The organism is Maritimibacter sp. HL-12 (genome assembly GCF_900177545.1).
Lineage (GTDB): Bacteria > Pseudomonadota > Alphaproteobacteria > Rhodobacterales > Rhodobacteraceae > Sinisalibacter.
On record NZ_FXBQ01000001.1, the window covers coordinates 2,900,099 to 2,925,889 of the forward strand.

Genomic DNA, 25,791 nt, shown 5'->3' on the forward strand with positions numbered 1-25,791 from the left:
GTCGGGGGAGCGGGCATGAACGATCAGCCAATCAACGGTGACCAGCACCTCGGGCTTGCGGGCAAGCTCGCGCGGTTCTTCATCAATTCACCGCTCTCGCCGCTCCTGCTCGTCGCCAGCCTCGCGCTCGGCCTTGCCGGACTCGCCCTGACCCCACGCCAGGAAGATCCGCAGATCTCGGTGCCGATGATCGACATCTTCTTCCAGTATTCCGGCACTTCCGCCAACCAGGTCGCGGCCCTCGCCACCGATCCGCTGGAACGGCTGATGAGCGAGATCCCCGGCGTCAAGCACGTCTACTCGGTGTCGGAGCGCGACGGTGCGATGGTCACCGTGCAGTTCGATGTCGGCGAGGAAATGGGCCCCTCGCTGGTCAAGCTCAACGACAAGATCCAGTCCAACCTCGACAAGATCCCGCCCGGCGTGTCGATGCCGCTGATCAAGCCCAAGGGGGTGGACGATGTGCCCGTCGTCACCCTGACGATGTGGAGCCACGAGGTCGACGAGGGGGCCTTGCGCGCGCTCGGGCTCGACGTGATGCAGCGCCTCAAGGAAGTGCCCAACACCGCGCAGAGCTTCGTTGTCGGCGGCCGGTCGGACGCGATCAAGGTCGAGGTTTTCCCCGAGCGCCTTGCCGGTTTCGGCATCGGGCTCGACGAGATCGCGCAAACCATCCGCGCCGCCAATTCCGAACGCGGCGTGGGGCAGGTCGAGGCAGGCACCAGCGCCTTCACGCTCTACACCGGCGCCTTCCTGCAATCGGCGCGCGATATCGAAAACCTGATGGTCGGCGTGCACCAGGGCCAGCCGACCTATATCCGCGACGTGGCGCTGGTGACCGAGGCCACCGACGACGCCACCTCCATGGTGGCCTATTACACTGGCCCGGCCTACGGTGCCCATGACGCGGCGGTGGCGCGCAGCCTCGCCCCGCTCGGGGCCCCGGCCGTCACCATCGCGGTGGCCAAGAAGGCGGGGTCGAACGGGGTTGGCGTGGCCAACGAGGTGCTGGCCTACGTCGAACGGCTGAAGGGCGCGCTGATCCCCGATAACGTCCATGTCGAGGTCACCCGCAACTACGGCGAAACCGCCAACGAGAAGGTCAACGAGCTGATCTTCAAGCTGTTGATCGTGACCGTCGCGGTCACCCTGCTGATCGGCCTTGCGCTCGGCCTGCGCGCCGCCGTCGTGGTGCTGGTGGTGATCCCGATCGTGATCCTGATCACGGTGTTCTCGGCCTGGCTGCTTGGATATACCATCGACCGGGTGTCGCTCTTCGCGCTGATCTTCTCGATCGGCATCCTCGTCGATGACGCCATCGTGGTGGTCGAAAACATCTACCGCCGCTGGCTCGAAGAGGGGGCCTGCACCTCCGAATGCAGCGTGGACGCGGTTCGCGAGGTGGGCAACCCGACGATCCTCGCCACCTTCACCGTGATCGCGGCGCTGCTGCCGATGGGCTTCGTGTCGGGCATGATGGGCCCCTACATGGAACCGATCCCGGCGCTCGGCTCGGTGGCGATGCTGTTCTCGCTTTTCGCCGCCTTTATCTTCACGCCCTGGCTGGCCCAGCGCATCCGCCCGCCAATGCACCTGCTGGCCCGCGCGCAGGAAAAGGAACACCGCCAGAACCTCGCGCTCAACCGCTTCTTCGTGAAGCTGCTGGTGCCGCTCATCACCAACCGCGTGGTGGGCTGGACCTTCGCGATCGGCTTGCTCGTAGTGTTCTTCCTCAGCCTCTCGCTGTTCTACACCACCTCCGTCACGGTGAAGATGCTGCCGAAAGACAACAAGCCCGAATACAACGTCACCGTGAACATGCCTGACGGCACGCCGCTGCCGGTTACCGCCAACGTGGTCGGGCGGATCGCGGAAGAGCTTGTGCAGATCCCCGAGGTGGTGGCGCTGCAAAGCTACGTCGGCGCGGCGAGCCCGTTCAACTTCAACGGACTGGTGCGCCATTCCTACATGCGCACCGACCCGTGGCAGGCCGATATCCAGGTGCAGCTCGTGCACAAGAAGGCGCGCGAGCGCTCGTCGGAAGACCTCGCGGCCTGGACCCGCGACCGCCTCACCCCGATCGCCGAGGCGATGGGCGCGCGTATCGAGGTGATCGAGATGCCGCCGGGGCCACCGGTGCTGCAAACCATGGTGGCCGAAATCTATGGCCCCGACGACGCCACCCGCCGGCAGGTCGCGCGCGACATCGAAGCGCTGTTCCGCCAGGCCGAGGTGATCGTCGATGTCGATAGCTACCTGCAGATGCCCTACGCCTCATGGCGTTTCGTGGTCGACCGCGAAAAGGCGTCGCGCCGGGGCGTTTCGGTCGAGACGATCAACCGCCAGCTCGAAATGGTGATGGGCGGCTATAGGCTCGGCGACGTCAAGAATGAGCGCGCCGTCGAGCCGCGCTTCATCTACCTGCAAATGCCGCTCGCCCTGCGGGGCCAGTTCGGACGCCTCGGCCAGTTGCCGATCCCGACCGGCGGCGGGGCGATGATCCCGCTTACCGAGCTTGGCCATTTCGAACAATTCCAGCTCGACGAGCCGATCTATCACAAGGATCTGCGCGCGGTCGAATACGTCACCGGCGATGTCGCCGGCCGCCTCGGCGCGCCGATCTACGGCATCCTCCAGATGGAAGACCTGCTCGACGGCTACACCGCGCCTGATGGCGTCCGGGTCGATACCAATTATGTCGGGCCGCCCGAAGACAGCCTCAATTCCGCGCTGGAATGGACCGGCGAGTGGACCGTGACCTACGAGACTTTCCGCGACATGGGCCTCGCCTTCGGGGCCGCGCTGATCCTGATCTACATCCTCGTGGTCTGGGAGTTCGGCAATTTCACCATCCCGGCGATCGTCATGGTGCCGATCCCGCTCACCCTGATCGGCATCGTGCCCGGACACTGGTTCTTCGGCGCCTCCTTCACCGCCACCTCGATGATCGGCTTCATCGCCTTGGCGGGAATCATCGTGCGAAACTCGATTCTGCTGGTCGATTTCTCGCTGCACCAGGTCGCGCGCGGCATGCCGGTGCAGGACGCGGTGATCTATTCCTGCCAGACCCGCACCCGCCCGATCCTGATCACCGCCGCCGCGCTGATCGTCGGCTCCTCGGTGATCCTCACCGACCCGATCTTCCAGGGCATGGCGATCTCGCTGATGTTCGGCGGGCTGGTCTCGACCTTGCTCACCCTCGTGGTGATCCCGATGGGTTGCGTGAGCTTTCGCAAGGCCCTGATCGCCTCCATGCCGGGGGGTGGCACCGGCGGCGCGCTCGCGGCCGCGGGTGACCCTGTCGGCCCCGAGCCCGGAGGCAGCGACGCAGCGCTTGCCCGCGCACGCGCCGAGCGCAGCGCCGGTGGCGGTTTCCTCGGTGGGCTTGTTGCGGGCGGGCGCGGCCTGTTCGCGCTGCTCGTTATGGTCGGCGGTGCGGCCCTGGGTGGGGCCATGGCGCTCGGGCGCGCCCTCTCCGCAGGCCGGGCGCGGCGGATGGAAGCAATGCCGGCAACGGCGGGGGCACCGGCCGCAGCCGCGACCGCACCCGCCCCGGTGAGCCCGTCACGTGCGCGCCCCGCGCCCGAACCGGAGGTGAGTTCCGCGCCGGTCGTGCAAGACCCGCCGAAGCCTGAGACAAAGCCCGAGCCGGTCCCGCCACGTGCTCCCGACGCGCCCGCGGCAGAGGCCAGCCCGGCGACACAACCGGCCCCGAAGCCCGCGGTCGCCAAACCCGCGACGGCAAAGGCCAAACCGGCCCCCAAGTCCGCAACAGCCGGCGACACGCCCGCCGCCGCGAAACCGGCGGCCAGGAAATCGGCAACCGCCAAGCCCGCCGCCGCCAAGCCCGCCGCCGGGAAACCGGCAGCCGCCAAACCGGCAGGCTCCAAGCCGCGCAAGCCCGCCGCCGCCAAACCGGCGGCCAAGAAACCGGCCAAGGCGACCACCAAAGCCGCCGCGGCCAAGCCCAAACCGGAGCCGAAGCCGAAGTCTGCCGCCGCAAAACCTGCGTCGAGCAGGCAAGCACAGCCCAAGCCCGCGGCCCGCACCGGCAACGCGCGGCGCGGCATTCGGCTCAAGGGTCCGCAAGGAGAGAGCGATGTCTGAACGCGCGTCCCTCGCACCGATCGCCGCCGGTTTGCTGGCGCTCTGCCTCGCCGCGCCGCTTGCGGCGCAGATGCAGATCCCCGCGCCGCCGGTGCCCGGCCCCTATCCGCTGATGCCGGTGCCGATGGCCGCTCCCTCTGGTCAGGGGCAGCCGCCCGCGATGACGCAGCGCTTCGGCCCTCCCGCGGGGCTGCAACTGCCCTACTGGATGCGGCAACCGGCCGATGATGGTGTCGGCGTGGACGTCGGCAACAACGCGGAGACAACGCCGCCGCGCTTTGCACCCTCGACCCTGCCCGGACCCGGCTATGGCCGCGCCACCGGGCCGGACTTCTTTCCCGGCTACGCCGCGCCGGGGGGTGGGTCGACGATGCCCGGGCCCGGTGCCACCGGCGTGATGACCGCTCCCCCGGCCGGTGCGCCGGGTGGGTACCAGCCGCAACCCTACCGTCCGGCCCCCGGCTGGGGCTGGGGCGCGCCGCAAGGTTGGCGAGGCGGGCAATGAGCGCGAAGCTGTTACCATCGCGGCGCTTGGGGCGCGCGCGACGCCTGCGCCTCGCTGCCGTCTTGGTCGCGGGCACCGCCGCCGCGTCGGCCACGGCGCAGGCGACCAACCCCTGGAGCCCGCAGCCCGCCTCCCCGGGCGCGTATTACGCCACCTCCCGGCCGGCGCCGCTTGTGCCCCCCGGGCCCGCCGTCGGGAGCTATGCGCCCGCCGACCTCGAACAGCGCCTTGCCACCGGCAGGACCGGCGCAGGCACCAATTCTTTCGCCCAGCCGCAACCGCAGCCGACCTATCCGGGCCAACCGATGCAACCGGGCCAGCTTGTCGCGCCCGTGCCGTCGCAACCGACGGTCACACCGCAGGCCGGAGCCGTGCCGCAGGCCGGAGCCCTGCCGCAAGCCGGGGTCATGCCCGCGCCGGGCGGGATGATGCCTGGCTATGGCGGGGTGCCCTATGCGGGCGGCTACACCAATGTGCCGCTCTACCCCGGCGGGGTGCCCGGCGGCTACCCGCAGGCGGGTTACGGCACGGCCGCGCCCTATGGGCTCGGTACCGGCCACCCCGGCGTTGGCGGCTATCCCGGACTGGGAGGCTATCCCGGCCTGGGCGGCTACCCCGGGGCCGGCGGCTACCCCGGTGTCGGCGGCTACCCCGGGGCCGGCGTCTACCCCGGCGTCGGCAGCTACCCCGGCCTTGGCTACGGCTATGGCCAACCCGGTCTCGGCAGCGGCTGGAGCCCAGGTGGCACCACCGCTCCGCTGGGAGGACTTTCGCCTTTCGGCCTCTGGTAGGCCGCGGGGAGAAGAATGACGCCATTCCGGCGTCGCTTGATGGAGTAAGGCATTCGTCCCGGTGCCTCCCTCCAAATTGGATTCGGGACGTTGAAAGGGAGATGGAACCATGCGCAAGCTTATCGCGACAGCTGCCATTGCCGTGGGCCTTGTCGGCGCGGCTACCACCGCCGCTCAGGCGCAATACTGGGGTCCGGGCTATGGTGGCCCCGCCTACGGCGGCGCCCCCGGTTGGGGCGGAGCACCCGGCTGGGGCGGACCCGGTTGGGGTGGTGCACCCGGATGGGGCGGCCCCGGCTGGGGCGGCAACAACTGGGGCAACAACTGGATGCCCTGGGGCGGCGGCAACAACTGGGGTAACAACATGGGCCCGTTCATGGGCAACTCCGATGGCACCGGTTCGTTCAACTTCGGCATGTCGGGCAGCGCCGAAGGCGCTGGCCGCGGTCAGGGCACCGGCCAGGGTTACGGCTACGGCTACAACAACCCCTACGGCTACCCCTACGGTGCGGTGCCTCCGGGCGGGATGCCCCCGGGCATGACGCCCCCGGATGCGCCGGAAGCCGGCGAAGGCGAGCCGCAGGAGCCCGCCGCCGAGGAGTAAGGCTCCCCAGCCAAAACAACCGCCCGCTCCCGGTTTTCCGGGGGCGGGCTGATTACCGGTCCGCCCGCGATCGCCCGGCCACAGGAGACCCGACATGTCGTTTGCCCCGCTTCGCGCGCTCGGCGCCCTTGCCCTCTCGCTCGGCCTCACCGGCGCGGCGCTCGCACAGTCCAGCGCGCCGCCCGACTACACCGCGCGCGCCGTGCACCAACAGCCCGATGGCAGTGCCACAAGCGGCCTGGTGATCAAGTCCGGCCCCGACATGCGGCTTGAATACAGCGAGAACGGCCGCGACGTCGTCCAGATCATCCGCCGCGCCGAGGGGGTGAGCTACTTCCTCGATACGGCAACGCAAACCTATGCCGAAATCCGCGGCACACCGGTACCGGATCCGACCGGCGCGGGCTACCTGCCGCCCTGTCAGGAAGACGATCCCGACCTCGCCTGCACCTTCGTCGGCACCGAGGTCATTTCGGGTATAACCGCCGAGGTCTGGGAGATTGCGGTTTCCGGCCAGCCCGATGCCACCACCATTCTCTGGGACGGTGCCCGTCACCGCGCCTTGCGCCAGTCCATGCCGGACGGCAGCGTGATGCGCATGGCCTTTTTGGCGATGGTCGAGATGTCCGGGCGCGCGGTCGAGCACTGGAGCGTCAGCTACGAGACCCCGGGCGAGCCCGCCCAAGCCGGCGCATGGTATTACGACCCTGAACTGAGGCTGGAGGTCCGCGAGGACATGGCCTCCGGCGCGGTCCGCGCGCTGGAAGATATCCGTGTCGGCCCGGTCGATCCGGCGCTGTTCGAAGTGCCCTCGGGCTGGACGAAGCTCGACCCGCCCCCCGGCTCGACGCCGGGGCAGGGCAACTGACGGGGGAGGCGGCATGTTCACGCTCTACGCCAATTTCAAGGGCGGCACCGGCAAGAGCACGGTGGTGTTCAACATGGGGCTCTGGCTCGCCGCGCGCGGCAAGACGGTGACGGTCTGCGATCTCGATCCGCAGCGCACGGTGTCGGACGTCGCCGAAATCCGCGCCGAGATGGGCTATGAGCCGCCGCTCACCATCACCCACGAATTGCCCGGAAAAAGCGGCGCGCGCGGCGAATGGCTGGCCGACGTCGGGTTGTCCGACACCGAGGCGATGCGCGCGGCGATCCGCGCCGCGAGCCGCATCGTGGTGCCGGTAACGCCGTCGCAGGCCGATATCTGGGCAACCCAGCATTTCCTCGAAATCGTTGCCGAGGAGCGCGCCACCGGCAAGAAGCCGCAGGTTTTCGGTTTCATCAACCGTGCCGACCCGCACCCCCGCTCGCGCGAAAATGCCGAGACCCGCGCGGCGCTCCGGCTGTTGCCCGGGATCAAGCCGCTCGGGCCCAAGCTGGTGCAGCGGCTGGCCTTTCGCCGGTCGTTCTCGGAGGGGCTCGCACCTTTCGAACTGGAGCCCGGCGGCAAGGCGGCGAAGGAACTCGACGAGCTTGCCCGGGCGATTCATGGCTGATCGCCCGGCCCCATTTGAAGGAGTGACCCCGTGCTGATGCCGATCCTGCGCCTCGTTCTGATCTATGTCGCTCTCAGCCTGGCGGTCGTGGCGGTGTTCAACCGCGACAAGCTGGCCCGCCTCGTCTCCGGCGATATGCCCGCCGAGGTTGCCGCTGCGCCCGCCGCGGTCGCCGCTGCGCCCGCCCAGCCTCAGGCTCCCGTGACGCCGGGCCCGGCCGCGCCGATGGCCGCCCCGGCCCGAACTTCGCCGCAGCCCGTCCCGGGGGCGCTGCAAACGCCGCAACCGCTGGCCGCACCGCAGGCCACGGCCCCCGGCACCGCGTCGCCTGCCGCCCCGGCGGCACAACCGGCCACCGGCGGGGCTGCCCCCGATCTTGCCGAGGCGCTCAATGCCGCGCGCAATCTCTATTGGTCGGGCGATATCGCCGAGGCCGGCGCGCAGCTCACCGCGCTTGCCGCCGCCCATCCCGACAATGCCGACCTGCATGGTGAACTTGGCAATTTCCGGTTTGCCAATCGTGATTACGCAGGTGCCGCCGAGGCCTATCTGCGCGCCGGCGAACTGCTCATCGCCGAGGGGCGCAGCGGGCAGGCCGCAAGCCTTGTGCCGGTGCTGGGACAGATCGCCCCGGACAAGGCGCAGGCCCTCGCCACGCTGCTGCAAAACCGCTAGGACGAAAGCGAAGGGGCCCACCATGAACCAATCGCTCTCCAACCGCCTGACCCGGCTCGAACAGCACCTCGAAGCCGAGAACCCGGTGCTGCTCGAAGTTCTGCCGACCTATTACAAGTTCGACAAGATCCTGCGCCGGATGGGCCTGATCGGGCGCGAAAGCTCGCTGGCCTCGCGGATTTCGTGGTGGCCGCTGATCTCGGTCCTCGGCACCTTCTCCAGCGGCAAGTCTTCCTTCATCAACGCCTATATCGGCGAAAAGGTGCAAAGCACCGGCAACCAGGCGGTCGATGACAAGTTCACCGTGATCTGCCAGCGCACCTCCGACACCGACGCCAACCGCACCCTGCCCGGCACCGCGCTCGACGCCGACCCGCGCTTTCCGTTCTACCGGATCTCGTCGGAGATCGAGAAGGTGGCACGGGGCGAGGGCAAGCATATCGAGAGCTATCTGCAACTGCGCACCACCCGCAACCCGGCGATCGAGAACAAGATCATCATCGACAGCCCCGGGTTCGACGCCGACGACCAGCGCCGCTCGACGCTCAGGATCACCGATCACATCATTGATCTGTCCGATCTGGTGCTGGTGTTCTTCGATGCCCGCCACCCCGAGCCGGGGGCGATGCAGGACACCCTCGAACACCTCGTGCGGCGCACCGCCAAGCGCACCGACGCTTCCAAATTCCTCTATATCCTCAACCAGATCGACACCGCGGCCAAGGAAGACAACCCCGAGGACGTGGTTGGCGCATGGCAGCGCGCAATGGCGCAGGCCGGGCTGTCGGCCGGGCAGTTCTACACCATCTACAACGAGGCCGTGGCGGTTCCGATCGAGAACCACGCGCTGCGCGAACGGTTCCGCGAAAAGCGCGATGCCGATCTTGCCCGCATCCATGCCCGGATTGCCGAGGTGGAGTTGCACCGCAATTACCGCATCGTGAGTTTCATCGAAACCGTGGCCAAGGAAATCGAACACGACGTTCTGCCCCAGCTCAAGGCCGCGCGCAGGCGCTGGCGGCGCGGCGTGGCACTGATCGACGCCGTGGCCCTCGCCGCCATCGTTGCGGCGACCGGCGGGCTCATCTACTTGTCCGGCCTGACCCTGCCGGAAGGGATGTCGGGCTTCGACTGGGTGATGGCGCACCGGATCGAGACGGCGGCAGTGCTGATCGCGGCGGCGGTGATGGCGGGCACGGTGCATTTCTGGGCGCGCGGGCTGATGGCCCGGCGCGTGGCGCGCGGATTGCCCGAGGCTTATGGCGAAGTCGATCTCGATCTGCGCGCGGCGTTCCTGAAGGGCACGCGCTGGTTCCGCACCAGCTTCCGCCGCATGCCGGTGGGCTGGGGGCGGCGCACGGCGGCCCGGCTGCAAGCCATCCGCGATACCGTCGCGGGTCACATCCAGAACCTCAACGACCGTTACGCCGACCCATCCGGCAAGGCCCGTTCCGCGCCGGAACCGATTGAAGCAATTGCCCCCGCGCCCGCCATCGAGGCGGCGCCCGCGACAGATCCGGCAGAGGAGCCGCGCAAGAATGTATGAATTCCAGGTGTGCCCCGTGCCAGAAGGGCGTTGCGCCGATCTTGCCTATCGCCTCGCCGTCTACGAAGCGGGTCACGCGCTGACCGCGCGCGCACTCGGCTTCAAGGTTCTGAGCGTGAAGATGCTGCCGCGCCCGCCGATCCTCGAAAGCGACAAGATCCTGCGCGGCAGTTCCCTGCGCGCGCTCGCGGAGGTGCTGGAAAACCGCTGCATCGAGTTGTTCGGCGGCCAGATCGCCGAGGAACACGCCTGCGAAACCTCGTCGTGCTGCTCGGGCGACGTGGCCCGGATCGACGAGCTTACCCGGCTGGTTTCGGGCCTCGACGGACGGCGCACGCCGGAAGACATCTGGTTCGAGCTCGAAGACGTGGCGCAGGAGATCTTCAGCCACGACAAGGTGCGCGATGCAATCCTGCCGCTGGCCGATTTTCTTTTCGAGGAAGTCGACAAGGGGCATCACGTGATCCCCGGTCTGCGGATCGAGACGCTGATGAACGAGCTTATGGGCCCTCCTGAAAAGACGCGCGGCGGGTTGTTTGCGCGCTTGATGACCCGGGTTTGACGGAGGCAATGGTGTATACACACACCGCTCCGCGATCCAGGCCCGACGCGGACCGGGTGCGGGCATGACCCAGCCATCCGAAGACATTGCCGGCGCAATCCGGATCACGCTCACGCCCGCTGGCGGGCGGGTCGGTTCGGTGGCGATCGCCTCGACCCGGCCGGCCGCCGCCGCGCGGATCTTCGAGGGATTGGCGGCGGGCGAAATGACGGCCCGGATCGGCCGGGTGTTCTCGCTCTGTGGTGCCGCGCAGACGGTGGCGGCCCTCGAAGCGGTGGAACAGGCGCTGGGCATTGCGCCCGCGCCCGGCGTGGCGGCGGCGCGCGAGGCGGCGCGCATGTCCGAGATGATCACCCAGACGGTGATGCGCCTTGCGCTGCACTGGCCGAGCGCACTCGGGCTCGATCTGCGGCCTGATCTCGTGCGCGCCGCGCTGGCGGTCGAGCGCGCGCTGGAAGCGCGGATTCTGGGTGCAGACTGGCGTCAGCCCGGGGCGGCGCTGGCAGCGCCCGGCGAAATGGGCGGCAGCCTCGTGGCGCTCATGGCGCTGGCAACTGATCCCTTGCCCGCCGCGCTGGCCGAGGTCCTCGCCGCGCGCGGCATCGAAGGCTTCGGCGCGCTCGTGCCGGGGCAGGAACCCGAGGCCGGCGCGCTCAGTCGCAACTGGGAGGCCCCCGCCGTCGCAGAGGCACGCGCCCGTCACGGACCGGGGCTGGCCGCCCGGCTGGCGGCGGCGCGGCACGATCTGGCAACCTTGCCCGGTGCCCTGGCCGCGGCGCTCACCCGGGCGGCCGAAACCCCGGCCCGCCCGGCCACCCGCGCCTCCGGCCATGGGACGGCAACGGTCGAGACCGCGCGCGGCCCGCTCACGCACCGCGTCGAGATTGTCGAGGGGATCGTCACCGCGTGCGCGACCGAGGCCCCGACCGAGGCGAATTTCACCGCCCAGGGCCCGGTCGCCAGCGGCCTGGTCGGCGCGCCGCTCGATCCGGTCGCCGCCGAGTTGCACGTGCTGGCCATCGACCCTTGCGTGGCCTGCTCGATCGACATGGCGGACGGCTGAGGCGGAAAAACCGTGCACCCGGTGGCGTGCGGTGCGATACTTTGGAACACCAGGGCAGGCCGACCATGCCGGGCCGAAGGAGGAAAGACGATGTGCACCACCTGCGGATGCGGACACGCGGACGTGACGATCGAGGGCGAGAGCCATGGCCACGATCATCACCATCATCATGACCACGATCACCACCATCACGACCACCACCATCACCACGGCCCGCTCGGTGCGGCCCACGCCCCCGGTTTGAGCCCGGCGCGAATCGTCGAGATCGAGGAAAACATCCTCGCCCATAACGACCACCTCGCCGCCCATAACCGCGAAGACCTTGCACGGGCGGGGGTTCTGGCGCTCAACCTCGTCTCTTCCCCCGGCTCGGGCAAGACCACGCTGCTGGCCCGCACCGCGCGCGACATGGCCGCAAAGGCACCGATCACCGTGATCGAGGGCGATCAGCAAACCAGCCTCGACGCCGACCGCATCCGCGAAACCGGGGCCCGCGCGGTGCAGGTCAACACCGGCAAGGGCTGCCACCTCGACGCCGACATGGTGCGCCGCGCGCTGGCCACGCTTGAGTTGGACCAGGGCGGCGTGCTCTTCATCGAGAATGTCGGCAACCTCGTCTGCCCGGCGGGGTTCGACCTCGGCGAGGCGGCCAAGGTGGTGATCCTTTCGGTGACGGAAGGCGAGGACAAGCCGATCAAGTATCCCGACATGTTCGCCGCCGCCCGCCTGATGGTGCTCAACAAGTCCGATCTTCTGCCATACGTGCCGTTCGACGTGGAAACCTGCATCGCCTACGCGCGGCAGGTGAACCCGAATATCGGCGTGCTCATCGTCTCGGCGCATACCGGCGAGGGGCTCGACAAGTGGTATGCCTGGATCGAGGCGCTGCGCGCCGAGCGGGCGGCGCTGGCGGCAGCGGTCTGAGCCGGGGTCAGGCCGACAAGGGCGGAAGCGGGTCGGGCCGCAAGCGGGTCAGCCCGGGCGGCACCGCGCCGTGCCGCGCGCCCGCGGCAACGATCACCAGCCGCGGCCAAACGCTTTCCCGCAACTCGCGCGCGAGATCGGGGGGCAGGGCCTCGAAGGTTTCGGCCGTCATCGCCAGCCTCTGGCAGCGTTTGCGCTCGGCGATCACCCGCTCGGCCAGATCGCGATGCGCCGGGGCAAAGCTGACCACCCCCGCTGCCCGGAACAGCGCGGCATCGCGGCGATTGCCGATGAAGATCGCGTCGTTCATGTCGTCCTCCCAAGGCTGAACGGCCCGAACACGTTCAGGTTGCCTGCCGGCCCGGGAGACCGCCTTGATCTGGATCATATTGAGTTCTTGATAACAAAACGCGCCGCCGCTTTCCGCCCGACGGATGCGGTGCAATCCCCCTAGGGCGTGGCCGGGGTCGTTTCGTCCGCCCCGGTCAGCCGGGCGAGCAGGCCGAGAAAGCAGGTGCGTTCCTCCGCGTTCAGTCCGGCGAGGATATCGTCCTGCAAGTCCCAGACAATCGGGCGCACCCGGGCCAGCAATTCCGCGCCCGCAGGGGTCAGGCTCAGCGCCTTGGCGCGCCGGTCGGTGGGCGAGGGGCGGCGGTCAACCAGCCCCTTGGCGGCGAGCCGGTCGACCACGCCGCCAAGCGTGACCTTGTCATAGGCGATGATCGCGGCGAGGCTGGCCTGATCGAGCCCGGGGCGCTCGCAGAGCGTGGCGAGGGCGGCATATTGCACCGGCGTCAGTTCCACGCCTTCGGCCTGCATCCGTTCGCGAAACAAGGCCTGGCTGATCTGGTTGAGCCGGCGGATCTGGTGCCCGGCCATGCGGTGAATTTCGCTCATCGAGGCCTCCTTCGCAGCGAGGTTAGCCCTGTGGAGAGGGTTTGACAAGTATACGTATCATACGTATACATACTAAAACGACTCGAGGGAGAGGGAGGACGCCATGACCCAGCTTGGAACGCTCGAAGAGCTGCCGCAGGATTACCGCGAGGCGATGACGCAGGCCGGGGTCGCGCCGCTCTGGCCGATGATGCGCAACGTGCTTCCGCACGACGCGCCAAACCCGGTGACCCGGCCGGGCTACTGGAATTACGACGCGATCCGTCCGCTGCTGATGCGCGCAGGCGAGCTTACCCCGGTGGAAAAGGCCGAGCGCCGGGTGCTGGTGCTTTCCGATCCGGGCCGCGGGGCCGGGGCGATGCAGGCGACCGCCTCGATCTATCTCGGGCTGCAACTGCTGCTGCCGGGCGAAACCGCGCCCGCCCATGTCCACACCCCTTCGGCGGTGCGGATCGTCGTCGAAGGCAAGGGCGGCTTCACCGTGGTCGACGGTGAGAAACTCCCGATGGAGGAGGGCGATCTCGTGCTCACGCCGGGCGGCGAATGGCACGATCACGGCCACGAGGGCAGCGAGCCGGTGGTCTGGCTCGACGCGCTCGATCTGCCGCTGTTCTATTACCTCGAAGGCTCCTATGCCACCGAAGGCCCGCTTCAGGCGCAGCGCAACCGGCCCGACGCGAGCCAGGTCGAATATCTCTCCGCCGGACTCGCCCCTACCCGTCGCCTTGGGCGCGGCCCGCGCCGCTACCCGATGATGCGCTACCCATGGGGGCGCACCGAGCCGGCGCTGCGCGAGATGGCGCGCTATACCGACGGGCCGATCGAACTCGACTACGTCAACCCCGAAACCGGCGACGACGTGCTGCCGACGATGGGCTTCACCGCGATGATGATCGCGGCAGGCACGAAGGACGAACCACCCCTGCGCTCTTCCTCCGCCGCCTACCATGTGGTGAAAGGCCGGGGTCGGGCCAGCATCGACGGCGAAAGCTTCGCCTTCGGCCCGAAAGACACGTTCAGCGCGCCGGTGTTCGCCCGGATCACCTTCGAGGCTGAGGAAGACTGTTTTCTCGTCCGCGTGCACGACCGGCCGCTTCAGGAAAAACTGGGCTACTACGAGGAGCGCGCGCGATGAATGACACTCTGTTTCCAACCCCCGCAACCCCGACGATCGCGGTAAAAGGCGAGGCCGCGGGCTACCCCGTGGTGCGCATCTTCTGCGTCGGGCGCAACTACGCCGCCCATGCCGCCGAGATGGGCGTGGAGGTCGATCGCGAAGCGCCGTTCTACTTCACCAAGTCGGCGCAGCACGCATTGGCGAGCGGTGCCACGCTGCCCTATCCCCCGGGCACGTCGAATTTCCACTACGAGATGGAGCTTGCCCTCGTCATCGGCGCGCCGGTGTTTCGCGCCACGACCGACGAGGCACGGGCCGCGATCTACGCCTATGGCTGCGCCCTCGACATGACCCGGCGCGATCTGCAACTCGCCGCCCGCGAGAAGGGCAGGCCGTGGGACACCGGCAAGGACGTCGAAGGCACGGCGGTGTTTGCCGAATTGACCAAAGCGGCGGAGGTTGGCGAGATCGGCCCGCAGCGCATCCACCTCGCGGTGAACGGTGCGGTGAAACAGGACGCCCACCTGTCTGATCTGATCCACGGCTGCGCCGAGATCGTTGCCGACCTGTCGCGCTACTACCACCTCGCGCCGGGCGACGTGATCATGACCGGCACCCCGGCGGGCGTTGGCCCGGTGGTGGCGGGCGACGAGATCACCGGCGGGATCGACGGGCTCGCGCCGATCTCGCTCACCATCGGACCGGCCGAGTAAACCGGCTGAAAACCTTGAAATTCGCCTGAAATTGCCCGGAAAGCTGGAAGAAACGCCTTTTCCGGGCCGCGAGGAGTTTGAAAAATGGCCAATAATCGCATCCTCATCGCCGGCGGCGGCATCGGCGGCCTCGCCACCGCGATCGGCCTTGCCCAGAAGGGCATCGCCTCGCTCGTGCTCGAAAAAGCCAGCCGGCTCGGCGAGATCGGCGCGGGCATCCAGCTTGGCCCCAACGCCTTTCATGCTTTCGATTATCTTGGCGTTGGCGATGATGCCCGCGGCATGGCGGTCTATATCGACAATCTCCGGCTGATGGATGCGATCGAGGGCCACGAGATCACCCGCATCCCGCTTGGCGACGATTTCCGCGCCCGTTTCGGCAACCCTTACGCCGTGGTGCACCGGGGCGATCTGCACGGCGTGTTCCTGCGCGCCTGCGAGGATCACCCGTTGGTGGAGCTGCGAACCTCTTCGGAAGTTGTTGATTATGAACAGGAGTCCGCGTCTGTCACGGCGATCCTGGCAGGGGGCGAAAAGGTCACCGGCACGGCGATGATCGGCGCGGACGGGCTGTGGTCGAACGTCCGCCAGAAGGTGATCGGCGACGGGGCCCCGCGGGTCTCGGGCCACACCACCTACCGCTCGGTGATCCCGACCGAGGACATGCCCGAGGATCTGCGCTGGAACGCCGCCACGCTCTGGGCCGGGCCGAAGTGCCACATCGTGCATTACCCGCTCTCGGGCTGGAAGGTGTTCAACCTCGTGGTCACCTACCACAACAACGCGCCGTCCCCCGAGAACGGCGTGCCGGTCAGCCACGACGAGGTGCGCAAGGGGTTTGAACACGTCGCCCCCGTCGCCCGCCAGATCATCGACCGGGGCGAGAACTGGAAACGCTGGGTGCTGTGCGACCGCGACCCCGCCGACAACTGGGTCGATGGCCGGGTTGCGGTGCTGGGCGATGCCGCCCACCCGCAATTGCAGTATTTCGCCCAAGGTGCCTGCATGGCGATGGAGGATGCCGTGGCGCTGGCCCACGTGATGGCCGACGGGTTTGGCGATGTTGAGGAAAAACTTAACGATTACCAGAAGATGCGCCGCACCCGTACGGCGCGGATCCAGTTGCAGAGCCGCGAGATCGGCGATCACATCTATCACCCCGCCGGTGCCCACGCCGAGTTGCGCAACCAGATCATGTCGTCCAAGAGCCCGGAAGACTGGTATGACATCCTGTCCTGGGTCTATGGCTCCAGCGGGCTTGACGGTGCGGTTTCCAAGGAAACGCTCGCGGCCAGGTAAGCCCGGCGGGGGCCTGCCTTGTGCCCCCGTGCAGGCAGGGCTAGCGTGGCGACAAGGCTGTCTGGGTGCAAGCTGTGGAGGATTGAGTGATTCGGGGTGGGATCAGGTCACGCGCGCTTGCCGCACTGGCCTGTCTGGCAGGGCTGGCCGCTTGCGCGGTGCCGCCGGTCTCGCCGCCGCGCGCGCCCGATCCGGGTGGCGCGCAGCTTGCGGCCACCATCTACCTTTCCGCTGCCGGGCCCGATCAGGCCGATGCGCGGTTCGACTATCCGCGCCAGGGCGCGGGCGAAACCCGGATCACGCTATCCTCTTCCCTGCCCAGACCCACCTCGGCGCGGCTTTCCTGCGATGGTCCGGCGCGTCTGTTCACCGAGGCAGGGCCCGGGCTCTACCTGCGCCCCGGTGCGGAACGACGCTTCATACTTCCCGGCCGCCACGGCGTCTTGATGCCCCGGATCGTGTTGCCACCGGAAACCAGTGCCTGCAGGCTCGGCTGGGCCGACCACAGCCTCGATCTCGTCGCGGAAGACCGGGCCGACCCAGACACCGCCCGGCGCGATCTGCGCCGCGATACCTGTATCCGACCGCCCGAAGACGCCCTCGACCCGCTGGCGCGCGCCTTCTACGCGGCGCGTTCGCTTTCGCTGACCTGCGCGCGCAGCACCGGCGAAACCCGGCTGCTCGTCGACGCGACCGAGGCGCTCGAGGTCAGGCTCGAACACCTCACCGGTGCACCGGTCTCGCGTGCACGTCTGGCCACCGGAGATCCGGACATGCCGCTCGATTTCTCGCGGGCACCGCGCTTCGACCAGATCGTCGTGTCCAGCCTGCATATTCGCGCCGATCTCTCGGGCTACCTGATCGTGCGCGCGCTCGCCTTCCATGCCGCGCGCGGGACCAAGGTGCGGATCGCGGTGTCCGACGGCTTGATGTATGGCAAGGACCGCCGCCTGATCGAGGCGCTCGCGCAGCAATATCCCAATGTGCAGATCCAGTATTTCAACTGGGAGCCCTCGGGGCCGCTCTCGCCACATGGCACTCTGCTGGACCGCTATCAGCGCGCCCACCATGTGAAACTCTTTGCCGCCACCGCCGCTGATCCGGGGCACGATTTTGCCATCGTCGGGGGGCGCAACCTGCACGACATGTTCTTTTTCCCCGAATTGACGAACCGGCCCACGCGGCCGTTCCTCCACGATTACGAAAACGCGCGCGGGCTCGAGAATATCTTCGCGTTCTTCTCGCCTTACGAGGATTTCGAGATCGAGCTCAACGATCGCGGCGTGGTCGGGGATGTCATCGCTCAGTTCGGCAAGTTCTGGACCCGCGACCGGCGCGGCACCCTGATTGCGCCCCAGATCGCGGGCGAAGTGACCCGGCCGGATGCGCCCCGCGATGGGCAGATACGCCATTTCCTCTCGCTGCCATGGGCCGATGCCCGGTCGCAGGAAACACTCTATGTCGATCTGATCGACGCCGCCCGATCGGATATCCTTTCGATCTCGCCGTTCACCTATCCAACACCCGCGATCGACGCCGCGTTCGAGCGTGCCGTCAGGCGAGGGGTGCGGGTGCGCCTGATCACCCGCGACGTGGGCGGTGAGCCGCCGGCAATATTCGTGAACGGACTGAACACAAACTATTTCGATCGCCGCGGCGAAATTTTCGACATGCGCGTCTACGCCCCCGAGAACCGGCTCTTGCACACCAAGATCATGGTGATTGACCGGCGCGCGGCGGTGGTGGCCTCGACCAACCTGAACCTTCGCAGCTTCCTGCACGATGGCGAAAACGGCTTCCTGATTCTCGACCGCACGGTGGCCGGGAAACTGCATGACCTGGTGGAAGGTTTTGCGCGCGAAGGCCGCCGCGACTACACCCCCGGATGGTGGGAGGGCTTGGGCGATTTTCTCGCCCGTCACCCCGAACTCCGGCAGTATTTCTGACGCCCGGCCGTCCTTGTGGTGGCGCTCAGGCCTTCTTGCGCTTGCCGCCAGCCTTGCCCTTGCCGCCCTTCGCGGCCTTCTCGTCGACCAGGGCGACGGCCTGTTCGAGCGTGACCGATTGCGGCTCGACGTCCTTGGGCAGCGTGGCGTTGACCTTTTCCCACTTCACGTAAGGCCCGTAACGGCCTTCCATCACGTTGATCGCGCCGCCCTTTTCGGGATGTTCGCCAAGCTCGCGGAGCGGCTTGGCGGCGGTGCCGCGCCCGCGGCCGGGATTGGCGCGCTTCTGGTCGATCAGTTCCACCGCCCGGTTCATGCCGATCTCGAAGACGTCGTTCGGGTCTTTCAGGTTGGCGTAGACCGGCTTGGCATCGTTTGGTGACTGGTGCATCAGGTAGGGGCCGAAGCGGCCGAAATTGGCGCTGATCGGCTGGCCGTCTTCCGGGTGCTTGCCGACTTCGCGCGGCAGGTTCAGAAGCATCAACGCCTTTTCAAGATCCATCTCGTCGGCGTTCCAGCCTTTTGGCAGGCTCGCGCGTGGCGGTTTCTTGTTGTCCTCCGTGGCCTCGCCGCGCTGCACGTAAGGCCCGAAGCGGCCCGACCGCAGGGAAATCTCGTCGCCGTTGTCGACCCCGAGCACGCGGTCGCCGCCATTGCCGTCCTCGCCGCCGCCGATGGGCCGCGTGTAGCGGCATTCGGGATAGTTCGAACAGCCGACGAAGCCGCCGGTGCGCGAGGTTTTCAGGTGCAGCTTGCCGGTGCCGCAGAGCGGGCAGGCGCGCGGATCGCTGCCGTCTTCGCGCTCGGGGTAGAGCTGCGGTGCGAGCGCGGCGTCGAGCTTGTCGAGCACTTCCGAGATCCGCAATTCGCTGGTTTCGGCAATCGCGGCGGAGAAATCGCGCCAGAACCGCGCCAGCACCTCGCGGTAATCGAGATCGCCCGCCGAGATTTCGTCGAGTTCTTCCTCGAGATTGGCGGTGAACTCGTAGCCGACGTAGCGGCGGAAGAAATTGAGCAGGAAGATGGTGACGATCCGGCCCTTGTCTTCCGGGATCAGCCGGTTCTTGTCCTTGCGGACGTATTCGCGCTCCTGGATCGTGGTGACGATGCTGGCGTAGGTCGAGGGCCGGCCGATGCCGAGCTCTTCCATCCGCTTGACGAGGCTCGCCTCGGTGTAGCGCGGCGGCGGCTGGGTGTGGTGCTGTTCGGGCGTCACGCCCAGCTTTTTCGCCGCCTCGCCTTGCATGATCTGGGGCAGGCGCTTGTCGTCGTCGTCCTCGACAGCCACATCGTCGCGGCCCTCTTCGTAGACCTTGAGGAAGCCGTCGAACAGCACCACCTGCCCGGTGGCGCGCAGGCCCACCTGGCCGTCGGCGCTGCCGATCTCCACCGTGGTGCGTTCCAGCCGCGCGCCCTCCATCTGGCAGGCCAGCGTGCGCTTCCAGATCAGGTCGTAGAGCTTGCGCTGGTCGGCCTCGAGCCGCGCGAGCGCCGAGGCATCGACGCTCATGTCGGTCGGGCGGATACACTCGTGCGCTTCCTGCGCGTTCTTGGCCTTGTTCTTGTAGATCCGCGGGCTGCCGGGCACGTATTCGGCCCCGTAGCGTTCCTTGATCTCGGCGCGCGCGGCCTCGATCGCCTCCGGGGCCATGTCGATCCCGTCGGTCCGCATGTAGGTGATGTAACCCGCCTCGTAGAGCCGTTGCGCCGTGCTCATGGTCTGGCGCGCGCCAAAGCCGAACTTGCGGCTGGCCTCCTGCTGCAGCGTCGAGGTCATGAACGGGGCGGAGGGGTTGCGGCTGGCGGGTTTGGCCTCGACCGATTGCACGGACAGATCGCGCGAGGTCACCGCCTGCACCGCGAGGCTCGCCTCGGTCTCGTTGGGGATGTCGAAGCGGTCGAGCTTCTTGCCGCCGAGGCTCACGAGGCGGGCGGAATAGGCCTGCCCGCGCGGAGTTTCCAGCTCGGCGGAAACCGACCAGTATTCGCGCGCCGTGAAGGCCTCGATTTCCATCTCGCGCTCGACGATGAGCCGCAGGCAGACCGACTGCACCCGGCCCGCAGAGCGCGCGCCGGGCAGCTTGCGCCAAAGCACCGGCGAGAGGTTGAAGCCGACGAGGTAGTCGAGCGCGCGCCGTGCGAGGTAGGCATCGACCAGCGGCTGATCGACCACGCGGGGATTTTTCATCGCCTCGGTCACCGCCGCCTTGGTGATCGCGTTGAACACCACGCGGCTCACCGGGGTGTCTTTCTTGATCGCCCGGCGCTTGCGCAGGGTTTCTTCAAGGTGCCACGAGATCGCCTCGCCCTCGCGGTCGGGGTCGGTGGCGAGAATGAGCGCGTTGTCCTTGGCGAGCGCGTCGGCGATCGCCTTGATGTGCTTCTTGCTGTCGGTCCCGACTTCCCACGTCATCTCGAAACCGTGATCGGGATCGACCGATCCATCCTTCGGCGGCAGGTCGCGCACATGCCCGTAAGAGGCCAGCACCACGTAGTCGGAACCGAGATACTTGTTGATCGTCTTGGCTTTGGCCGGGCTTTCGACAACGACGACGGGCATGAACTTCCTTTCGACTCGCCCAACAGGGCCATGGGGCCGTTAGATGGGTGACGGGGTGGGGGGATGTCAATGGCAGGTTGACCGCGGCCCCGTGCGGCCGGGGCCCGGGAGAGGTAAATGAAACAAGCGGTTTTCGCGCCGGCATCCGCGCCGGTTCAGGCTGTGATTTCCGTAGCGGAAACCGCCCGTGCCGTCACTCCAGCCGGTTCACCAGCCCGCCGGTCTGGCGCTGGATACGGCCCTCGAGTTCCAGGTTCACCAGTTCGGGAGTGACCTGGGCGGCGGGCAGGGCAAGGTCGCGGATCAGCTGGTCCTCGGCCACCGGGCTTGGGCCGAGGCGGTCAAGGATCATCTGGTGCAGATCGCGGATTTCGCCGGGTGCGCGGGTTTCGGGCGGTGGCGCGGGGATGTCGCTGCCTTTTGCGGGGGCTTTCCTGCTGGCAGGGCCCGGTGCCGGGATTTCACCGAGAAGCTCGATCACGTCGGCCGATCCGCGCACCAGCGTGGCCCCGTCGCGGATCAGCATGTTGCATCCGGCGGCGCGGGCGTCGAACGGGTGGCCGGGTACCGCCAGCACATCGCGCCCCTGGTCGAGCGCGCCGCGCGCGGTGATCAGCGAGCCCGAACGGGTGGCGGCCTCGACAACGACAACGGCGCGCGCCAGCCCGGAGATGATCCGGTTGCGCTGCGGGAAGTGGCGCGCCTGCGGGCTCATGCCCATCGGCGCTTCGGAAACCCGCAGGCCCTGACGGCCGATTTCCTCGCCAAGCACGGTGTTTTCGGTGGGGTAGATCACGTCGACCCCGCTGGCGAGCACCGCGATGGTGCCGGTGGGAAGGGCTGCCTTGTGAGCCGCGGTGTCGATCCCGCGGGCGAGGCCGGAAACCACGACATGGCCTTTCTGCCCGAGTTCTTCGGCCAGCCTGCGGGCCATGCGGGTGCCGAGCGAGGAGGCATTGCGCGCGCCGACGAGGGCGACGGTGGAGCGTTGCAGAAGGCCCGGGTCGCCCACCGCCCAGAGAAACGGCGGGGGATCGGCGATATCGGACAACTGGGCGGGGTACTCGGCGCTGCCATAGGCAATGAACCGTGCGCCCGCGTAGCGCGCGGCGCGCATTTCCTGTTCGACCATCGGCAGGGGGCACGCCTGGTACCCCTGCACCCCGGCGGCACGTGCGATCTCGGGCAGCGCCTCAAGCGCGGCATGGGCGGAGCCGTGTTCGCCCAGCAGGCGAAAGAAGGTGGTTACCCCGACGCGGCGCGAGCGCAAGAGCCGGAGCCAGGCGAGCACATCTTCCTCGCTTTGGGGTGGGGTGAGGGGGTGGGGGGAAGGGAAAAGATCCAACTGGCACACCTGATTCCGTCTCTTGCCCCTGAACCATGCGCCCGAATTGGTTAACGCAAGGTGAACGGCCGCGAAGATCCCAGGGGGCTACCCGGGGCGAGACCGGGCCGAGGCGGTCACGGCATCCCAGGCCGCCTCCACCAATGCGGCGATGTCGGTTTCGGTCAGGTGCTCGGCCGCCCGCAACGCTTCGAGGCTCGGGCCGATCATCAGCGCCCGCGCGATGTGCCACGGATGGTTGCGCACGGCCCCTTTTGCGGCCCAATCCGCATACATTCCGGCCGAAACGGCATGGCCGCGCTCGACAGAATCCCGGATCTGCTCGAACGCGGTCAGGGACCGCGACAGCGACAGGATCTCGTCGTAGACGCGAAAATGGGAGGGATTGGCGCGGGCCCAGATCAGAAGAGAATGGACGGTTGCCTTGATCTGATCCTCGGGCTTGTCGGATGCTTTCAAGGTCTCGAAACACGATTGCCAGCCACCTATCGCGTCTTGCCAGATCGCGATGGCAAGCCCTGCCTTGTTGGTGAAGAAGTGATAGATGCTGCCTGTTGTCGCGCCGCTGGCTTTGCGGATGTCGGAGATCGAGGTGCCATCGTAGCCGTTTTGCATGAACAGCGAGATTGCCGCGTCAGCGATGATCTTGCGGGTGTCGGGGCTTGACATTGGAACGCCGTTCTAACCAGAGTGATTTAGAACACCATTCTAGACGGGGTCCGATGCCATGTCGATGCAACAGATGACCGAAACCGCCCGTGCCTTCCTGCGGGCGCTAGAAGATTTCGACACCGCGGCGCTGGCCGGTCTCGTCCATCCCCGGGCGCAGCGCATCGAGTTTCCCAACCGGCTCAAGCCAGACGGTGGCCGGCAGAAGGTGACCGAGATGCTTGCCGAGGCCGATCGGGCCAAGGCCCTGCTGACGGCGCAAAGCTACGAGGTGAACCGGACCGCAACCGGCGACGCACTGGTGATCATGGAACTGACCTGGCGCGGCACCCTCGCGGCCGGAGTCGGCGGGCTTTCGGCGGGCGACGTGATCACGGCCCATTGCGTGGCCGCGTTCGATTTTGAAGGCGACCGGATCGTGGCGGTGCGCAACTACGATTGTTTCGAGGCGTTCTGAACGCCCGCGCGGTGGCGCGGTGCGCCCGGGGTCACGCCGCCGAGCCGCCCACCGTCAGCCCGCCGATCAGCAGCGTAGGCTGGCCGACGCCGACCGGCACCCACTGGCCCGCCTTGCCGCAATTGCCGATGCCCGGATCAAGCGCCATGTCGTTCGCGATGGCACGGATGCGGCTCATCGCTTCCGGCCCGTCGCCGATGATCGTGGCGCCCTTCACCGGCGCGCCGATGACACCGTTTTTCACCCGGTAGGCCTCGGTGCAGGAAAACACGAACTTGCCGTTGGTGATATCGACCTGCCCGCCGCCAAAGCCGACGGCATAGATCCCGTCCTTGAGCTCCGCGATCACCTCGTCGCGACTGGCGTTGCCGCCTTCCATGATGGTGTTGGTCATCCGCGGCATCGGGGTGTGGGCATAGCTTTCGCGCCGCCCGTTGCCGGTGGGGGCAACCCCCATCAGCCGGGCGTTCTGGCGGTCCTGCATGTAGCCGACGAGCACGCCGTCCTCGATCAGCACGTTGCGCGCGCTGGGCGTGCCCTCGTCGTCGATCGTGAGCGAGCCGCGGCGGTCGGGGATGGTGCCATCATCGACCACGGTGACGCCCTTTGCCGCCACCTGCTGGCCGATCATGCCGGTGAAGGCCGAGGTGCCCTTGCGGTTGAAATCGCCCTCCAGCCCGTGGCCAACGGCCTCGTGCAGGAGGATGCCGGGCCAGCCGGCGCCGAGCACCACGTCCATCTGCCCGGCGGGCGCGGGTTCGGCCGAAAGGTTGACCAGCGCGATGCGCATCGCCTCGTCGGTGGCCGCCTTCCAGTTCTCGGGCGCGATCAGGTGGACAAGCCCCGCGCGCCCGCCGCCGCCGTGGCCACCGCTTTCGCGCCGACCGTTCTCTTCCACGATCACGCTCACGTTGAGACGCGCCATCGGCCTTGTGTCCGACACCAGCGTGCCGTCCGGGCGCAGGATGGTGACCTCCTGAAGGCTCGCGGCGATGGTGGCCGACACTTGCACCACGCGAGGGTCTTTCTGGCGGGCATAGGCGTCGATCTCGCGCAAGGTTTCGACCTTCACCGAAAAGCTCGCGTCGGCCATCGGGTCGGCGTCGGTGTAGAGGTGGCGATTGGTGCGGGCCGGGGGCTCGGCCAGCGTGCCGCCGCCCGCACCCACGGCGAGGCGCGCGGTTTCCGCCGCCCGTTTCAGCGCCGCTTCGGAAATCTCGGTCGAGTGTGCATAGCCGGCGGTCTCGCCGTTGACCGCGCGCAGCCCGAAGCCCTCGGACGCGTCATAGCTCGCCGTCTTGAGCCGTCCGTCATCGAACACCAGCGCCTCGGAGCGCCGCCGTTCCAGAAACAGCTCGCCATCGTCGCCGCCCGCGGTCGCGGCGCGGAGCCGGGCGAGCGCGCGAGATTCGTCGAGATGGCTCTCAAAGGGGCGAAACGGGGTGGCCTCGGTCATGTTTTTCCTTTCACATGCGGCAAAATGCATAGGTGTGGCATAGTGGCGCAGGATTTTCCTTGTTCCCTGCCGATGAATATGGTTTCACCAAGATCGGGAGACAACGGGTTTCCCGCGCCTGACGCGGGGAACTTGAGATTGTGGCGCCGAAAAACGCGCCGAGACAGGAAGTTACGGAATGAACGCGATGAAAATGACGCTGTGGCCGATGGCCCTTCTTTCGGCAACCCTCGGTGCGACTGTGGCTCGGGCTCAGGATCTCGAAGTGCTCGGCAAGCCGTTGCCGGGTGGCCTCAGCCTGCAGCCTGCGGCCACCGACGTGGCCGCCGCAACCTATGCGCTCGACGATATGCTGCTCTATATCATCATCGCGATCTCGGCCTTTGTCGGGCTGCTGATGTTCTGGCTGATCGTGCGCTACAACCGGCGGTTCAACCCCGAGCCCAAGCGGTTCACCCACAACACCCCGGTGGAAATTGCCTGGACGCTGATCCCGGTTCTGATTCTCGTCTTTATCGGCGCAAACTCCCTGCCGGTCCTGTTCAAGCAGCAGGAAATCCCCGAGGGCGACGTGGTGATCAAGGCGATCGGCAACCAGTGGTACTGGTCCTACGAATACGTCGATCACGAATTCGTCTTCGACAGCTTCATGCTGGCCAAGGACGATCTCGCCGATCATGGCTATACCGACGATCTCTATCTTCTCGCAACCGACACCGCCGTGGTGGTGCCGACCGGCAAGAAGGTGGTGGTTCAGGTCACCGGTTCCGACGTGATCCACGCCTGGACGATCCCGGCTTTCGGGGTGAAGCAGGATGCCGTGCCCGGACGCCTGGCCGAGCTCTGGTTCACCGTCGATGAGGGCAAGGAAGGGGTCTACTTCGGCCAGTGCTCGGAACTCTGCGGCAAGGACCACGCCTATATGCCGATCACCGTGAAGGCGGTGACGCAAGAGGCCTACGACGAGTGGCTCCGCGGCGCGATCGAGGACTATGCCGGCAACCCCGAGACGCTGACCCTGGCCGCGGCCGAGTGAGCGGCGCGCAGGCGCCGGACGGA

At 67.6% G+C, this 25,791-nt stretch carries 23 protein-coding genes; 17 read left to right on the forward strand and 6 right to left on the reverse strand.

Annotated features, from left to right (window positions below):
• Positions 1-15 precede the first annotated feature (15 nt).
• The 11 genes from B9Y97_RS14360 to hypB all read left to right on the forward strand — a co-directional run bounded on the left by B9Y97_RS14360 (position 16) and on the right by hypB (position 12,273).
• Positions 16-4,107, forward strand: a complete 4,092-nt coding sequence (locus tag B9Y97_RS14360; RefSeq protein WP_085527387.1) for an efflux RND transporter permease subunit — start codon at positions 16-18, stop codon at positions 4,105-4,107.
• Positions 4,100-4,612, forward strand: coding sequence for a hypothetical protein (locus tag B9Y97_RS14365; RefSeq protein ID WP_085527388.1), 513 nt, complete (start codon positions 4,100-4,102; stop codon positions 4,610-4,612). The genes B9Y97_RS14360 and B9Y97_RS14365 overlap by 8 nt, the downstream gene beginning before the upstream one ends.
• On the forward strand, positions 4,609-5,403 hold the full coding sequence (locus B9Y97_RS14370; protein ID WP_139828327.1) for a hypothetical protein: 795 nt from the start codon (positions 4,609-4,611) through the stop codon (positions 5,401-5,403). Before B9Y97_RS14365 ends, B9Y97_RS14370 begins: the two co-directional genes overlap by 4 nt.
• Before the next feature lie 109 nt (positions 5,404-5,512).
• Entirely contained in the window at positions 5,513-6,007 is a 495-nt protein-coding gene (locus tag B9Y97_RS18260; RefSeq protein WP_085527390.1) for a hypothetical protein, read from the forward strand.
• Positions 6,008-6,101: 94 nt separating this feature from the next.
• On the forward strand, positions 6,102-6,875 hold the full coding sequence (locus B9Y97_RS14380; protein ID WP_085527391.1) for a hypothetical protein: 774 nt from the start codon (positions 6,102-6,104) through the stop codon (positions 6,873-6,875).
• Between the two features lie 13 nt (positions 6,876-6,888).
• Complete coding sequence (locus tag B9Y97_RS14385; protein ID WP_085527392.1) at positions 6,889-7,503, forward strand: nucleotide-binding protein; 615 nt, start codon at positions 6,889-6,891, stop codon at positions 7,501-7,503.
• A gap of 30 nt (positions 7,504-7,533) precedes the next feature.
• Positions 7,534-8,178 carry a hypothetical protein gene (locus tag B9Y97_RS14390; protein ID WP_139828328.1) on the forward strand — a complete coding sequence of 215 codons (645 nt, stop codon included), beginning with the start codon at positions 7,534-7,536 and terminating at the stop codon, positions 8,176-8,178.
• 22 nt (positions 8,179-8,200) lie between these two features.
• Positions 8,201-9,724 (forward strand): dynamin family protein, encoded by a 1,524-nt coding sequence (locus tag B9Y97_RS14395; protein ID WP_085527394.1) that lies wholly within the window; start codon positions 8,201-8,203, stop codon positions 9,722-9,724.
• Positions 9,725-9,740: 16 nt separating this feature from the next.
• The gene (locus B9Y97_RS14400; RefSeq protein WP_139828329.1) at positions 9,741-10,286 is read left to right on the forward strand and encodes a hypothetical protein; all 546 of its coding nucleotides are present in this window, start codon (positions 9,741-9,743) and stop codon (positions 10,284-10,286) included.
• Positions 10,287-10,350: 64 nt separating this feature from the next.
• Positions 10,351-11,349, forward strand: coding sequence for a hypothetical protein (locus tag B9Y97_RS14405; RefSeq protein WP_085527396.1), 999 nt, complete (start codon positions 10,351-10,353; stop codon positions 11,347-11,349).
• Positions 11,350-11,439: 90 nt separating this feature from the next.
• Positions 11,440-12,273, forward strand: a complete 834-nt coding sequence (hypB, locus tag B9Y97_RS14410; RefSeq protein ID WP_085527397.1) for a hydrogenase nickel incorporation protein HypB — start codon at positions 11,440-11,442, stop codon at positions 12,271-12,273.
• A gap of 7 nt (positions 12,274-12,280) precedes the next feature.
• Here the strand turns inward: hypB and B9Y97_RS14415 are convergent, their stop codons facing one another.
• Together B9Y97_RS14415 and B9Y97_RS14420 are read right to left on the reverse strand one after the other, a co-directional pair.
• Positions 12,281-12,583, reverse strand: a complete 303-nt coding sequence (locus tag B9Y97_RS14415) for a hypothetical protein (protein WP_139828330.1) — start codon at positions 12,581-12,583, stop codon at positions 12,281-12,283.
• Between the two features lie 140 nt (positions 12,584-12,723).
• Positions 12,724-13,170 carry a MarR family winged helix-turn-helix transcriptional regulator gene (locus tag B9Y97_RS14420; RefSeq protein ID WP_085527399.1) on the reverse strand — a complete coding sequence of 149 codons (447 nt, stop codon included), beginning with the start codon at positions 13,168-13,170 and terminating at the stop codon, positions 12,724-12,726.
• A 103-nt stretch (positions 13,171-13,273) separates the two neighbouring features.
• Between B9Y97_RS14420 and B9Y97_RS14425 the strand changes: the two genes are divergently transcribed.
• From B9Y97_RS14425 to B9Y97_RS14440, 4 genes are all read left to right on the forward strand, one after another.
• A complete protein-coding gene (locus B9Y97_RS14425; RefSeq protein ID WP_085527400.1) occupies positions 13,274-14,305 on the forward strand; it encodes a cupin domain-containing protein in 1,032 nt (343 codons plus the stop codon).
• A complete protein-coding gene (locus B9Y97_RS14430; protein WP_085527401.1) occupies positions 14,302-15,000 on the forward strand; it encodes a fumarylacetoacetate hydrolase family protein in 699 nt (232 codons plus the stop codon). The genes B9Y97_RS14425 and B9Y97_RS14430 overlap by 4 nt, the downstream gene beginning before the upstream one ends.
• Positions 15,001-15,084: 84 nt before the next feature.
• Positions 15,085-16,299: a 3-hydroxybenzoate 6-monooxygenase gene (locus tag B9Y97_RS14435; protein WP_085527402.1), complete on the forward strand. Its 1,215-nt coding sequence runs from the start codon at positions 15,085-15,087 to the stop codon at positions 16,297-16,299.
• A gap of 86 nt (positions 16,300-16,385) precedes the next feature.
• On the forward strand, positions 16,386-18,245 hold the full coding sequence (locus tag B9Y97_RS14440; protein WP_139828331.1) for a phospholipase D-like domain-containing protein: 1,860 nt from the start codon (positions 16,386-16,388) through the stop codon (positions 18,243-18,245).
• Between the two features lie 25 nt (positions 18,246-18,270).
• Here the strand turns inward: B9Y97_RS14440 and topA are convergent, their stop codons facing one another.
• The 3 genes from topA to B9Y97_RS14455 form a co-directional block, all read right to left on the reverse strand.
• On the reverse strand, positions 18,271-20,805 hold the full coding sequence (gene topA / locus B9Y97_RS14445) for a type I DNA topoisomerase (protein ID WP_085527404.1): 2,535 nt from the start codon (positions 20,803-20,805) through the stop codon (positions 18,271-18,273).
• A gap of 193 nt (positions 20,806-20,998) precedes the next feature.
• Entirely contained in the window at positions 20,999-22,096 is a 1,098-nt protein-coding gene (dprA, locus tag B9Y97_RS14450; protein WP_254900929.1) for a DNA-processing protein DprA, read from the reverse strand.
• A 141-nt stretch (positions 22,097-22,237) separates the two neighbouring features.
• Entirely contained in the window at positions 22,238-22,819 is a 582-nt protein-coding gene (locus B9Y97_RS14455) for a TetR/AcrR family transcriptional regulator (RefSeq protein WP_085527405.1), read from the reverse strand.
• A 58-nt stretch (positions 22,820-22,877) separates the two neighbouring features.
• Here B9Y97_RS14455 and B9Y97_RS14460 point away from each other — a divergent pair, with 58 nt between their 5' ends.
• Positions 22,878-23,276 carry a nuclear transport factor 2 family protein gene (locus tag B9Y97_RS14460; protein WP_085527406.1) on the forward strand — a complete coding sequence of 133 codons (399 nt, stop codon included), beginning with the start codon at positions 22,878-22,880 and terminating at the stop codon, positions 23,274-23,276.
• Between the two features lie 31 nt (positions 23,277-23,307).
• Here the strand turns inward: B9Y97_RS14460 and tldD are convergent, their stop codons facing one another.
• On the reverse strand, positions 23,308-24,732 hold the full coding sequence (gene tldD, locus B9Y97_RS14465; RefSeq protein WP_085527407.1) for a metalloprotease TldD: 1,425 nt from the start codon (positions 24,730-24,732) through the stop codon (positions 23,308-23,310).
• 187 nt (positions 24,733-24,919) lie between these two features.
• On the opposite strand from tldD, the gene coxB reads away from it, so the two are divergent.
• Positions 24,920-25,768, forward strand: coding sequence for a cytochrome c oxidase subunit II (gene coxB, locus B9Y97_RS14470; protein WP_085527408.1), 849 nt, complete (start codon positions 24,920-24,922; stop codon positions 25,766-25,768).
• The last annotated feature ends 23 nt before the right edge of the window (positions 25,769-25,791 follow it).

Coding starts and splice junctions, on each gene's coding strand:
- B9Y97_RS14360 (WP_085527387.1), top strand. CDS start 16: ATGAACGATCAGCCAATCAACGGTGACCAGCACCTCGGGCTTGCGGGC.
- B9Y97_RS14365 (WP_085527388.1), top strand. CDS start 4,100: ATGTCTGAACGCGCGTCCCTCGCACCGATCGCCGCCGGTTTGCTGGCG.
- B9Y97_RS14370 (WP_139828327.1), top strand. CDS start 4,609: ATGAGCGCGAAGCTGTTACCATCGCGGCGCTTGGGGCGCGCGCGACGC.
- B9Y97_RS18260 (WP_085527390.1), top strand. CDS start 5,513: ATGCGCAAGCTTATCGCGACAGCTGCCATTGCCGTGGGCCTTGTCGGC.
- B9Y97_RS14380 (WP_085527391.1), top strand. CDS start 6,102: ATGTCGTTTGCCCCGCTTCGCGCGCTCGGCGCCCTTGCCCTCTCGCTC.
- B9Y97_RS14385 (WP_085527392.1), top strand. CDS start 6,889: ATGTTCACGCTCTACGCCAATTTCAAGGGCGGCACCGGCAAGAGCACG.
- B9Y97_RS14395 (WP_085527394.1), top strand. CDS start 8,201: ATGAACCAATCGCTCTCCAACCGCCTGACCCGGCTCGAACAGCACCTC.
- B9Y97_RS14405 (WP_085527396.1), top strand. CDS start 10,351: ATGACCCAGCCATCCGAAGACATTGCCGGCGCAATCCGGATCACGCTC.
- hypB (WP_085527397.1), top strand. CDS start 11,440: ATGTGCACCACCTGCGGATGCGGACACGCGGACGTGACGATCGAGGGC.
- B9Y97_RS14415 (WP_139828330.1), bottom strand. CDS start 12,583: ATGAACGACGCGATCTTCATCGGCAATCGCCGCGATGCCGCGCTGTTC.
- B9Y97_RS14420 (WP_085527399.1), bottom strand. CDS start 13,170: ATGAGCGAAATTCACCGCATGGCCGGGCACCAGATCCGCCGGCTCAAC.
- B9Y97_RS14425 (WP_085527400.1), top strand. CDS start 13,274: ATGACCCAGCTTGGAACGCTCGAAGAGCTGCCGCAGGATTACCGCGAG.
- B9Y97_RS14430 (WP_085527401.1), top strand. CDS start 14,302: ATGAATGACACTCTGTTTCCAACCCCCGCAACCCCGACGATCGCGGTA.
- B9Y97_RS14435 (WP_085527402.1), top strand. CDS start 15,085: ATGGCCAATAATCGCATCCTCATCGCCGGCGGCGGCATCGGCGGCCTC.
- topA (WP_085527404.1), bottom strand. CDS start 20,805: ATGCCCGTCGTCGTTGTCGAAAGCCCGGCCAAAGCCAAGACGATCAAC.
- B9Y97_RS14455 (WP_085527405.1), bottom strand. CDS start 22,819: ATGTCAAGCCCCGACACCCGCAAGATCATCGCTGACGCGGCAATCTCG.
- B9Y97_RS14460 (WP_085527406.1), top strand. CDS start 22,878: ATGTCGATGCAACAGATGACCGAAACCGCCCGTGCCTTCCTGCGGGCG.
- tldD (WP_085527407.1), bottom strand. CDS start 24,732: ATGACCGAGGCCACCCCGTTTCGCCCCTTTGAGAGCCATCTCGACGAA.
- coxB (WP_085527408.1), top strand. CDS start 24,920: ATGAAAATGACGCTGTGGCCGATGGCCCTTCTTTCGGCAACCCTCGGT.